We start from the raw sequence: 12220 nt of genomic DNA, 5'->3' as shown, positions 1-12220 counted from the left end.
CTTAATTAAAATATTAAAAATTACTCTGCAAAACTCATAATTCATAACTTATAATTTATAACTTTATTCCGTTCTTAATGCTTCAATTGGTCTGATTTTCACTGCTCTTTGTGCCGGAATCATTCCGATAATCAATCCCAGTACAACCATTACTGCCATTGCCGCGAATACATTTCCGTAGTTCACCGTCGGGTTGTAGAATGGGAAGGCGTCTTGATTTTGGGTCATTATATTTAAAATCATTAAAACAAAAATCCCTGACATAAATCCCAGCAAACCGGATGAGAGGGTGATCACCACACTTTCCAACAAAATCTGATTTCTAACTTCCGAAGGTTTTGCGCCTAATGCTCTTCTGATCCCAATTTCTTTTGTTCTTTCCTTAACGGTAATTAAAAGAATATTTGAGATGGCTATCACCCCCGCAAGAATCGTTAATGTTCCTACAATAATGGTTAAAAGCTGCATTCCGCTTAAAAATCCCGTCAGTTTTTTAAACTCTTTTCCGAGGTTGAAGGTTCCAAAAGCATTCGTATCATCAGGTGAAACATTATTTTTCGATTTCAATTGCAGCTTTACTCTCTCTTCCACTTTGTTTACATCAACATTCGGTTTGCTTACAATGGCAAAAAAATCTACATTATCTCCATTGTTGTACATTTTTGTAAAAGTTGATAGCGGGATAAAAACCGTCTGGTCATTTTCCATTCCGCCTCCTTTTTTCACTCTGAAAACACCAATTACATTGAAGAAAATTCCTTTAATATTGATTGACTTTCCAAGTGGGTTTTCATTTTTTTTAGAATCAAAAAAGTTTTTGTACACCTCCTCGCCAATTACTACCACATTCTTATTTCCTGAAATATCGGCGTCATTAAGATATCTTCCGAAAATCAGTTTTTTTTCTGAAATTTTGTTTCCCAAAGGATAATCTCCATTAAGGGTATAAGTGGCAGATTTTCCGTTTTTTGACATCTGTTCACCTGCATTTCCGAAGTTTCCCCTTGAGTTTTGAGGTGATATATAATCTATTTCCGGAATTTTTCTCTTCAGCATTTCAATATCGGAAAGCTTCAGGTGCATCTGTCTTCCTTTTGGGAAACCATCATAAGGGATTGATGTATTCTGGGCCCAAAGGAAAATTGAATTGGTTGCGAATCCCGAGAATAATTTGTCGAACCCATTTTCCATTCCTTTTGCTGCTCCTAGCAAACTCACATACAAAAACATACCCCATCCCACACCGATCATCGTAAGGAAGGTTCGAAGCTTATTATTTCTCAATGAATAATAAATTTCCTGCCAAGTATCTTTTTTAAATATTATGTTCACTGTATTTTATTAAATAATTAAAAGATTGAAAGATTAAAAAATTGCTTTCTTAAGGCTCAATTCACAATTTATAACTTATTCTGTTCTCAACGCCTCAATCGGTTTAATTCTTGATGCCCTGTATGCTGGAACAAATCCTGCAATCAGTCCAGAAAAAATAAGCGCTATGAATGCCATAATAATCGTACCCCAGCCCACACTCGGATTTTGAATAAAATATTTTTCTAGGCTGTTCCCTATTAATTTTAGAGCCAAAACTCCCAATCCTACACCTATAAATCCTGAAATTACGGTAATCACCACACTTTCTTGAACAATCAATGCAACAATGCTTCTTGGTTTTGCACCGATAGCTTTTCTTACTCCAATCTCTTTTGTTCTTTCTTTTACGATATAAACCATAATGTTACTGATTCCAATGATTCCTGCCAGCAATGTTCCCATACCGATAAATCCAACAATAGCTGTAAGAACTGCCATAAAAGTAAAAGTATCATTCATATTTTGGGCGTTATTCCAGACTCTGATCCCGTTTTCATCATCCGGGGCTACATTTTTTCTGGCTTTTAATCTTTCTTTTAATTCGTCACCGTATTTAATGGCTTCCTGCGGTGTTAATTTATCATTGTACGCAATATAATTGATACTTACAGTATCAGAACCTTTCTTCATCTGCTGCAGGGTTGAAATAGGAACAGTGATGTGCCTTTCGTCCCAGTCTCCTCCGTCGTCTGAAAAAACACCCACTACTTTGAACATGGTTCCGTTGATGTTTAATTCTTTTCCTATCGGGTTCCCGTTTTTAATCAAATCCCGCTGCACCATTCTTCCGATCACGGCTACATTTTGTTTCCTGTCTAGGTCTGTCGGCGTCAGGTAGCGCCCTTCCAGCATTTTCCGGTTTTCGATAATTTTTTCTTCGGGCAGAGCACCGTTGATTTGATAATTTCCACTTTCCTTACCGTATTTTACTAGTAAATTGGCAGTATATCTTGGGGTGGAGCTTCCTACTTTTTCTTTATCAATATTCACGAGGAAATCATAATCGGAATTATTCATCGTTATCTGCCTGTTGGATTGAAGCCCATTATAGGCAATGGTAGTCTTCCCAGTCATAATGGAAATCAGGTTTTGGGCATCTCTCGCAAAACCCTGCGTAAAGGCATTCTGCAAACCCGTCCCGATTCCAAAAAGCACAATAAAAATAAATAATCCCAAGGCCACAGTAAAGCCGGAAAGCACCGTCCGCAATACATTACTGCGAATAGAACTGAATATTTCCTGCCAGCGATCTAGATCGAACATTTTTTCAGATTTGAAGCGGGAAGCCTGATGATGGAAGTCTCCCAGTTTTTCCGCCGATTATTATTAAAACTCTTTTTTTTCTTTTTTCTTCATTCTTCCAGCCTATAAAATATGCTGCTTAATAAACTCATCACTTTCTATGATTCCGTCACGAAGGACAACATTTCTTTTGGTTTGTGCGGCTACATCAGGCTCATGCGTTACAACGATAATTGTTTTCCCTTCATTATTAATATCCTGAAGAAGCTTCATAATATCATGAGTCGTTTTGGAGTCCAAAGCTCCGGTAGGTTCATCGGCTAAAACAACTTTCGGATCCGTAATTAAAGCCCTGGCAATGGCCACCCTTTGCTTCTGACCTCCAGAAAGCTCATTCGGTAAATGATTTGCCCATTGTGCAAGGCCTACTTTTTCAAGATACTCCATTGCTTTCTGGTTACGCTCTTTCCTTGGAACATTTTGGTAATATAAAGGAAGAGCTACATTATCCAAAGCTGTTTTATAGCCTATCAAATTAAAAGACTGGAAGATAAATCCCAAAAACTTACTTCTATATTCTGCCGCTTTCACTTCAGACAAATGTTCAATCGGAACACCATCCAGCTCATAAGTTCCCGAGTCTTTTTCATCAAGAATACCAATGATATTAAGGAGTGTAGATTTCCCAGATCCTGAGCTTCCCATGATTGAAACAAACTCGCCTTTGGAAATATTTAGATTTATCCCCTTGAGAACGTGCAGCTTGCTTTTCCCGGTATCGTACGATTTATGTAAATCTTGAATTACTAACATTAAGTGATCTATGTTTTTATGATAATAAGTAGATGTTATTTCTAATTTGTTACAAGAATAAAATTTTCTTTAATTAATTTATTGTTTAATTATTTGCAAACTGATTTACAACATATTACAACAAAATGTTTAACTATAAATATCTGATAACAATTATTTTTTTATGATAATACTGTGTAAGTCAATATCTAAGCAGTTTTCATGTAAATGTGGAAAACTTTTGCGGTTAAAACTCAATCATTTAGTGTTTCGCCCTTTCAAATACAGTTCTTTTTTTCGAACTTTGTGCTTGCGCATCACAAAAAATAAAAACACAATCTTGGTTGATAACGTTTATTCTTAAGTTACAAAAAATCAGATTGTTGAATATTTTTTGAACTTTATCCACATTGATCTATTTATTTTAATTTTTAAGACATTTTTAATATGGGAATTTTTGATAAAAGAGTAAGCTATAAACCATTTGAATACCCTGAGGTTCTTCAATTTGTAGAGGCAATCAACAAATCGTTCTGGGTGCATTCCGAAGTGGATTTTACTGCAGATGTTCAGGATTTTCATTCACAGTTGGAACCACATGAAAAACATGCTGTGAAAAATGCGCTTTTAGCTATTGCACAAATCGAAGTGTCTGTAAAGACGTTTTGGGGAAATCTATACAATCATATGCCCAAACCTGAGCTGAATGGCCTGGGTGCTACTTTTGCTGAATGTGAATTCCGTCATTCGGAAGCCTATTCAAGATTATTGGAAGTATTGGGTTACAACGAAGAATTTTCTAATGTAGTGGAAATTCCTGCTGTGAAAAAAAGAATTGATTTTTTATCAAATGTCTTAAAACATGCCAATTCTGTGACACCAAAAGAATACGTTTCTTCCCTCTTATTATTCAGTATTTTGATTGAAAATGTTTCGCTTTTCTCACAATTTGCAATCATTCTTTCTTTCACAAGATTTAAAGGATACATGAAAAACGTTTCAAATATCATAGCATGGACTTCTGTTGATGAACAGATTCACGCCAATGCCGGAATTTATTTAATCAATAAAATCCGTGAAGAACAACCGGATTTATTAACAGATTCTGATATTGAGGACATTTATACATTAGTTGACCAATCAGTAGAACTAGAAGGCGAAATCCTTGACTGGATTTTTGAACTGGGTGAATTAAGTATTTTCTCAAAAGAAGATTTGTTAAACTTTATGAAATATCGTGTTGATGACAGCTTGAAGAAAATCAACATGAAAACAAAATACAACGTAACCCCTGAACAATACAGACCAATGGTTTGGTTCGAAGAGGAAGTTTTCGCCAATTCTATGGATGATTTCTTTGCAAAAAGACCAGTCGATTACACAAAACATGATAAGAGTATTACAGCGAACGATCTTTTTTAATTAGATTTTAAATTTTGGATTAAGCGCGAGCGAAGCGAGCGTCGAAACAAATAGTATTAGCGATGTAATGCTGAGCTAAAGTTTACCCTGAGCCTGTCGAAGGAAAGCATCTCAAAACAATTATTAAACTTAATATTTTTAAATAATAATACTTAATCAAAATCTTAATGGTTAAAATTTAAAATAATTAAGAATAATTTGAAGAGAAAAGATTTTTCGTTACTCAGAATGACAAAACATTTTCACTCAATATAAGCAAACAAAATTCCTGAGTATTAAAACCCACTCGGGAATTCGAAAATATAAACAACTATGGAAGAACAAGGTACAAATATATGGTGGCTCAATGAAGAGTCCGAGCAAATGCTGAACAGAGGCTATTTGCTGAAAGGTGAAACTGTAGAAGGAGCCATCGACAGGATCACCACTGCGGCTGCAAAAAGATTATACAAGCCGGAACTTCAACCTGCTTTCAAGGAAATGATTACCAAAGGATGGATTAGTTTCTCATCACCGGTTTGGGCCAATATGGGAACTCAGAGAGGTCTTCCTATCTCTTGTTTCAACGTTCATATTCCGGACAGCATTGAAGGAATTACCCATAAAATGGGCGAAGTGATCATGCAGACAAAAATCGGGGGTGGAACTTCAGGATATTTCGGGGAACTTCGTAACAGAGGTACTGCGGTAACAGACAACGGAAAGTCTTCAGGAGCTGTTTCTTTCATGAAGCTGTTTGATACCGCGATGGATGTGGTTTCTCAGGGAGGTGTAAGAAGAGGAGCTTTTGCTGCTTATCTTGATATCGACCATGGGGATATTGAAGAATTTTTATCAATCAAAGATATCGGAAGCCCGATTCAGAACCTGTTTACCGGAATCTGCGTTCCTGATTACTGGATGCAGGACATGATCGATGGAGATATGGAAAAGCGTAAAATCTGGGCAAGAGTGTTGGAAAGCCGTCAACAAAAAGGCCTTCCTTACATTTTCTTCACAGATAACGTAAATAGAAATAAACCACAAGTTTACAAAGATTTAGGATTAACTGTCAATGCAAGTAACCTTTGCTCCGAAATCATGCTTCCCTCAACGCTGGAAGAATCTTTCATCTGCTGCTTATCTTCCATGAACTTAGAGCTATACGATGAATGGAAGGATACGAATGCCGTAAAATTAGCCATCTACTTCCTTGATGCCGTATTATCAGAATTTATTGATAAAACAGAAGGTAATTATTATCTGCAGGGTGCAAGAAACTTTGCCATGCGTCACAGAGCACTTGGATTGGGTGTTTTAGGGTACCATTCTTACTTACAGAAAAATATGATCCCGTTTGAAAGCTTTGAAGCAACTCAGTTTAATGCAAGAGCTTTCAGACGCATCAAGGAGCAGGCAGATCAGGCATCAAGAGAACTGGCCAATATCTATGGCGAGCCAGAATTGCTGAAAGGATACGGACTAAGAAACACCACCACCATGGCGATCGCTCCTACTACTTCAAGCTCTGCAATTTTAGGACAAACCTCTCCGGGAATTGAGCCGTTTGCTTCCAATTATTATAAAGCAGGTCTTGCGAAAGGAAACTTTATGCGTAAGAACAAATACCTGGCAAAATTATTAGAAGAAAAAGGCCTTGATAACGAAGAAACATGGAGAACAATCATGCTGAACCATGGTTCCGTACAGCATTTGAAAGAATTAACTGACGAAGAAAAAGCAGTATTCAAAACATTTAAAGAAATTTCTCCTATGGAGATCATTTCTCAGGCCGCACAAAGACAGCAATATATTGATCAGGCTCAGTCGCTGAACTTACAGATCCCGTCTACAATGCCTGTAAAAGATGTAAACTACCTTTATATCGAAGCCTGGAAAAAAGGAGTAAAAACCCTTTATTATCAAAGAAGTTCTTCTGTTTCTAAAGAGATGATGGTCAACTTTGTGACCTGTACAGCTTGTGAAGCATAAGATTTCCAAATAATAAACATCAACATATTCACTAGAGCACGCTTTTTTTAAGCGTGTTTTTTATTTTAAGCCCTTCTCTGAGGTATTCTTTATTTTAAATCAAGAGATGAACATTAAGGCAAATAATCCGTTCTGCAGATCATACATTTCCGTGGTTTTTGTTTTATATTTGCTTAAGTGTTTAATTCTTAAAACTTCAAATTATGAAATTCGGACAGGTAGAAGATCCTTCAAAAATAGATTTTACATTACCAAAAGATCATCCCGGAACAAAGGAAATTTTAAGTCAAAATAAAAAAGGACTTGAAAATATTTCCATTGGATGCGCAAAATGGAATAAAACCGACCTGAAGGGCTTTTACCCTAAAGGTACAAAGGACGAATTGACCTATTACGCCACACAGTTTAATTCAATTGAATTGAACGCTACCTTCTACGGAATGCCCACCCCTGAACAGGTACAGACCTGGAAAGAAAAAACTCCTCCAAACTTTAAATTTTTCCCGAAAATCACCAATACCGTTTCTCATTTCAGAAGGCTCCTGAATATTGAAGATGTAGTTACTCAATTTGCTACCGCTGTTTTGAATTTTGACGAAAAATTAGGGATGCCTTTTCTGCAGCTTCATGATAATTTTAAACCAAAAGACTACGAAAGGCTGGAAAGGTTTGTAAAAGACTGGCCGAAAGAAGTACCACTGGCAATAGAATTAAGAAATACAGAATGGTTCACAGATAAAGATATTTTAAATACCACATGCCAACTTTTTGAAACATATAACATTACCAATATCATTGTAGATACAGCCGGCAGAAGGGATATGCTCCACATGAGGCTTACCACCCCCAACGCATTTATCAGATATGTAGGTGCCAATGCGGAGAGCGATTATAAAAGACTGGACGACTGGCTGGAGCGCCTTACAACATGGAAAAAGGAAGGACTGCAGAATATATACTTTTTTGTACACCAAAATGTCGAAAAAGCTTCCCCTCTCCTATCTGCATATTTTATTAAAAAAATGAACGATGAATGGAAAACTGCCATTTTTATTCCTAAAATGGCAACAGAGAGCACAGGAAGATTATTTTAAGATTAATAAATTTTTATCTTAATTTTATTTATAAAATATCAATTATCATGAAAAATTCAATTTTAATAAATATAATTCACTTTTTTATTCGAAAAAAAAATTACTGAGTAAAGCATATTTCATATTCGAAAATTCATTATATTAGGAATTACAATATATTAATTAATTGTTAACTGATATAAAAACCCAATGAAATGGAAAAAGAAATTTGTACAATCAGTATTACGACCAACTGGCTTGGTGATGCCTATACTTTTTTTGAAGATAACAGAATAAAAAGAGTTTATGATAACAACAGTCTAAGCTCCGACGTTATAGAATGGCTGGATCCGAAGCAGATCAGCAAGCAGAACAAAGACAAGCTGGTGAGAAATTGCCCAGAAGAATTTAAGGAAAGAATTATGTTAATCCTAGATTATCCTTAAAAATTTTCACTATATAAAAAATTGAACGATTTATAATATAAGATAATCCCATCTAAATTCGGATGGGGTTATTTTCTTTTTAGTAGTAATATCAAATTGAGAAACAAAAGAAGAAAATCCAGTGTTATCCATATTCCTTGTTTAATATTTTCATAATTATAAGCTTCAATTTGCTTTTTTGCAATATCAGAAAGCTTTACACTCTGGTTAATATAATTCTGGACTTCAATAATCTGGTCAATATTTTTATTCGGAACAGAATTTTGGGAAAAATAAACCAGGTTCTTTTTTCCAAGATAACCAACAACCCAGTATTGATCTGATTTATCCATTTTCAGATATTCAATTCTGTAATATTCCGGGCGTATTTTCCCGATATGCTTGGTTTCCATTGCCTTATTTGTAGCAGGATCATTAAGATTAATTACATAAAAATCAAGCGGCTGCGGAAGCTTATTGATCACCTGTAGAGCTACGGAATTCCTTACAATTCCAACCGAACTTTTCTTAATAAACCAATAAGTAAAAAAAGAAAATGTAAAAACAAGGGTAATAATCCGGAATAATTTTGCCCATTCGGCACCTTTCCCTCTTTTTATTTTTGATAAAATAAGAGAAAAAACCAAGGCCCAGAAAATAAGCAGAATCACAAATACCATTTTGCAAAGATACTGTTTTTAATAGTTTTAAAGGACCTTAATCAACATTCCATTCTTTATAAAATTGATCCAGAAATTTCAGCATAAAATCATGTCTTTCTCCGGCTATTTCCTTTCCTCTTTCCGTATTCATCAAATCTTTCAGCAGCAGAAGCTTTTCATAAAAATGATTGATCGTTGTTCCGTTTGATTTTTTGTACTCATCCTTAGACATATACATTTTGGGTTGAATATCAGGATCGTACATGAGATTATTTTTAAAGCCTCCAAAATTGAACGTTCTTCCGATTCCAATAGCTCCAATGGCATCTATTCTATCTGCATCCTGAACAATTTTCAATTCAATCGGAAGATTTTCAGGAGTTTCACCTCTATTTTTAAACGAAATATTTTTAATGATAAATACAACCTGCTCAATAACATTTTCAGGAGCATTTTGGCTTTCCAGGAAATCTCTTGAAACTTTTAAGGCAAGCGTTTCGTCACCATGATGAAACTTAGGATCAGCTATATCGTGAAGCAGCGCACCCAACTCTACCACTTCTTGGTTGCATTTCTCTGTCTCAGCAATTTTTTTGGATAGCTTCCGTACTCTTTCGATGTGAAACCAGTCGTGGCCTGCTTCTGCTCCTTCCAACTTTTTCTTTACAAATTCTACCGTGTTTTCGATCAGATTCTTCATTTATATCAATTCATTTAAAATAATATTCCAGAGCTTTTTATTATAGCTTCTAAAAAAATTAACATGTCCAATTTCACCTTTTTCAGATTCGGAAGTTGTAACGAGTCTGTAGGTTGGTTTAAGATTAGGGTAAGTGTCATTCAGTAGGCTTTTTACCCCTTTTTCTGTAAGCCATACATCATCTTCGGCCCGGATGACAAATACTTTTTGCGTTAACTCTTTTGAATAATCATCAATTTTCTCCAGCAAACCGTTGGTTGATTTCCTGTTTAAAATTAAGGTTCTCCAGTCATATGCGCAATTTTTCGGAAGACTTTCTCCGAGACCGAACCAGTTTCCGGGGAAATATCCTAGCAAAGCGGTAGTTAGCGGCTGAGCAATTCCAAAGCCAAGAAAAGCTTCAATTTTTGTCCTGAATTTTAGATTTCCGACAAAAGCATTCTGGGTTCCCACAAAAATAAATTCCTCAAAGATATGAGAGTCCTCATTCATCCCTAAAATCAGAGCTCCTACAGAATGGCCCAGACAGTATTTTTTATAATCATCAAAATTAATTTTAATATAATCTGTCAACGCTTTATAATCTTCCGAACCCCAAATTCGCATTGATGCTTCATATCCCTTCATATTTTCAGGTTTTGAAAGCCCAATACCACGATAGTCGTAAGTAACAACAATAAATCCCCGTTCGGAAAAATATTGAGCAAAAGAGAAATAAATATGCTGCTTCACTCCGGTCGCAGAATTAATTAGCAAAAGCTTATGATTACTTTTCTCTGGCAAAAAAAGATGAGCTATGATTGATACGGAATCTTTTGTAGTAAGCATTAATTTTTCCATAGGTAAAAAGAAAAAATCCACTATAAAAGTGGAAATTTTACTTTGCATCTTATATTAAGTTTACATTTTTCGATATGTAGCAAATAACTTATGAGAAGAAATCAGACACTCTCGGCAGGCCTGTCTGAGATCCTTTTTTGGAGGAAACCCTGGCAGAAACCTCATTTCCAAACTTTACACATTCTTCAATAGGATTCTGATGACAGAGTGCAATCGCAAAACCTGAAGTAAATGCATCTCCCATTCCCATTTTGTAAATCATCTTGTCTTTATCATTTCTACAATATTTCATCTCCGTTCCATCGAAATAAATGGTAGAATTAATATCATCCCTTACAAAGACTTTATTGAAATATTTTTTAAGGATATCCTCTCTCTGATCTTCCCCGAAAACAATATGCAGTTCGCTGCTTTTTACAACAATAAAATCTACGTTATCTAAAATATCTTCATATAAACGCTGTGCAGGCGAAGCATATAAGCCCACCTTTTTGCCATATTTTTTGGCTTTTTTAACCGTATGCTTAATGACTTCAAGAGAAACCTCCAGCTGTATAAGAATAAGATCTACAGTTTGAAAATATTTATCTGCAGCGTCTAAATGCCCAGTATTCAGAAAATTATTAGCTGCTGGAACTACTACAATCGCTGCGTCTCCGTCAAAAGTAGTCACATATGCCGTCCCCGTTGCCTCCTGGTCAGTTTCGTATACAAACCCCACATTCACGTTTTCGCTCACCATATTTCTCATGATTTGCTGGCCCAGAGGATCCATTCCTACACAGCCTATGAAATATACACTGGCACCCAATCTGGCTGTCCCAACGGCCTGATTAGCCCCTTTTCCTCCGAAATAGCTCTCAGAATTGCGGGCAATAACAGTTTCGTTAGCACACGGAACTTTTTCTGTTTCCAGTACAAGATCAATTGATGAGCTTCCTACGACGATGATTTTCGGCTGTTCTGATGAGAAATTCATTGTGTTTTAATAGTTTTTAATTGTGGTTGGTTTTAGACAAATTTATAATTTGAGAATTGCTTAACAAAAATAATTAACTTTAATTAACTAATTTCTATAAACTCAGTAATTATTTTAACAGGAGCATTGGCTTTATCATAAGCAATATAGCTCGCATAAAAACCTTCGCCATACCCAGTTTCAAAGGCAAAAATGGTTCCCGGATAAGATTCTGATGGTTTTAAAAATGCATATTGATCGATTGCTCCATCTTCATCAAAGAACTCATCGTGGAAAAATTCTTCATAAATCCCCATAAAATCTGCTCCTTTACGATGATATAATTTTTGCTCTAATTCATTTAAATTATTCTGCGTATCCATATCCATGAAGCATCCCATTCCGCTTTCCACGGGATATCCGAAAACTTCTCCATCTGCTAGATCCTTTACATTCTGCCCTTCCGTAGTTGCCAGTTTCCAATCTGAAATTTCTGCATGGCTGAAAATAATTTCTGCATACGCCACACAGTTGCTTTCTCTTTCTTTATGGAGCAAAACAGAGAAATCTCCATTTGGGAATTCTGTCATAAAAGGCTTCATATCGTTGGTAATCAATGGATCACAAGCAACAAGCTTTCCACTTGAAAGATAGATTTTTCCAACTTCAAAGCTTTCCAGCAACGGGCTTTCCACAAAGTTTTTTGAGAAGAGGTTTTGTATGTTTTCTATATGTTTCATTCTATTTTGAAACCTTCAAGG

12 protein-coding genes are annotated in these 12220 nt (G+C 35.7%); 4 read left to right on the top strand and 8 right to left on the bottom strand.

What is annotated here, in order from left to right; translation table 11 throughout:
* Positions 1 to 63: 63 nt before the first annotated feature.
* The 3 genes from BW926_RS05495 to BW926_RS05485 form a co-directional block, all read right to left on the bottom strand.
* The gene (locus BW926_RS05495) at positions 64 to 1332 is read right to left on the bottom strand and encodes an ABC transporter permease (RefSeq protein WP_076444963.1); all 1269 of its coding nucleotides are present in this window, start codon (positions 1330 to 1332) and stop codon (positions 64 to 66) included.
* A 75-nt stretch (positions 1333 to 1407) separates the two neighbouring features.
* A complete protein-coding gene (locus tag BW926_RS05490; RefSeq protein WP_076444961.1) occupies positions 1408 to 2637 on the bottom strand; it encodes an ABC transporter permease in 1230 nt (409 codons plus the stop codon).
* Positions 2638 to 2739: 102 nt separating this feature from the next.
* Entirely contained in the window at positions 2740 to 3429 is a 690-nt protein-coding gene (locus tag BW926_RS05485; RefSeq protein ID WP_076444959.1) for an ABC transporter ATP-binding protein, read from the bottom strand.
* A gap of 426 nt (positions 3430 to 3855) precedes the next feature.
* Between BW926_RS05485 and BW926_RS05480 the strand changes: the two genes are divergently transcribed.
* The 4 genes from BW926_RS05480 to BW926_RS05465 all read left to right on the top strand — a co-directional run bounded on the left by BW926_RS05480 (position 3856) and on the right by BW926_RS05465 (position 8320).
* The gene (locus tag BW926_RS05480; RefSeq protein WP_076444957.1) at positions 3856 to 4830 is read left to right on the top strand and encodes a ribonucleotide-diphosphate reductase subunit beta; all 975 of its coding nucleotides are present in this window, start codon (positions 3856 to 3858) and stop codon (positions 4828 to 4830) included.
* 312 nt (positions 4831 to 5142) lie between these two features.
* Positions 5143 to 6801 carry a ribonucleoside-diphosphate reductase subunit alpha gene (locus tag BW926_RS05475; protein ID WP_076444955.1) on the top strand — a complete coding sequence of 553 codons (1659 nt, stop codon included), beginning with the start codon at positions 5143 to 5145 and terminating at the stop codon, positions 6799 to 6801.
* A 203-nt stretch (positions 6802 to 7004) separates the two neighbouring features.
* Complete coding sequence (locus tag BW926_RS05470; protein ID WP_076444954.1) at positions 7005 to 7895, top strand: DUF72 domain-containing protein; 891 nt, start codon at positions 7005 to 7007, stop codon at positions 7893 to 7895.
* A gap of 194 nt (positions 7896 to 8089) precedes the next feature.
* Complete coding sequence (locus BW926_RS05465) at positions 8090 to 8320, top strand: hypothetical protein (protein WP_076444952.1); 231 nt, start codon at positions 8090 to 8092, stop codon at positions 8318 to 8320.
* Between the two features lie 68 nt (positions 8321 to 8388).
* Here BW926_RS05465 and BW926_RS05460 read toward each other — a convergent pair whose 3' ends face one another.
* The 5 genes from BW926_RS05460 to BW926_RS05440 form a co-directional block, all read right to left on the bottom strand.
* Positions 8389 to 8970, bottom strand: a complete 582-nt coding sequence (locus BW926_RS05460) for a hypothetical protein (protein ID WP_410493248.1) — start codon at positions 8968 to 8970, stop codon at positions 8389 to 8391.
* Positions 8971 to 9016: 46 nt separating this feature from the next.
* Positions 9017 to 9661 carry an HD domain-containing protein gene (locus tag BW926_RS05455; protein ID WP_076444950.1) on the bottom strand — a complete coding sequence of 215 codons (645 nt, stop codon included), beginning with the start codon at positions 9659 to 9661 and terminating at the stop codon, positions 9017 to 9019.
* Positions 9662 to 10501 carry an alpha/beta hydrolase family protein gene (locus BW926_RS05450; RefSeq protein WP_076445131.1) on the bottom strand — a complete coding sequence of 280 codons (840 nt, stop codon included), beginning with the start codon at positions 10499 to 10501 and terminating at the stop codon, positions 9662 to 9664. It abuts the gene before it with no gap.
* Between the two features lie 88 nt (positions 10502 to 10589).
* The gene (locus BW926_RS05445; RefSeq protein ID WP_076444948.1) at positions 10590 to 11480 is read right to left on the bottom strand and encodes a PfkB family carbohydrate kinase; all 891 of its coding nucleotides are present in this window, start codon (positions 11478 to 11480) and stop codon (positions 10590 to 10592) included.
* Between the two features lie 83 nt (positions 11481 to 11563).
* Positions 11564 to 12199 carry a DUF4241 domain-containing protein gene (locus tag BW926_RS05440; RefSeq protein WP_076444946.1) on the bottom strand — a complete coding sequence of 212 codons (636 nt, stop codon included), beginning with the start codon at positions 12197 to 12199 and terminating at the stop codon, positions 11564 to 11566.
* Positions 12200 to 12220: the final 21 nt, after the last annotated feature.

This window comes from Chryseobacterium sp. RU37D (assembly GCF_900156075.1).
Taxonomy (GTDB): Bacteria; Bacteroidota; Bacteroidia; order Flavobacteriales; family Weeksellaceae; genus Chryseobacterium.
Note: the sequence above shows the minus strand (reverse complement) of the source record. Positions and strands in the feature narration are given on the sequence as shown.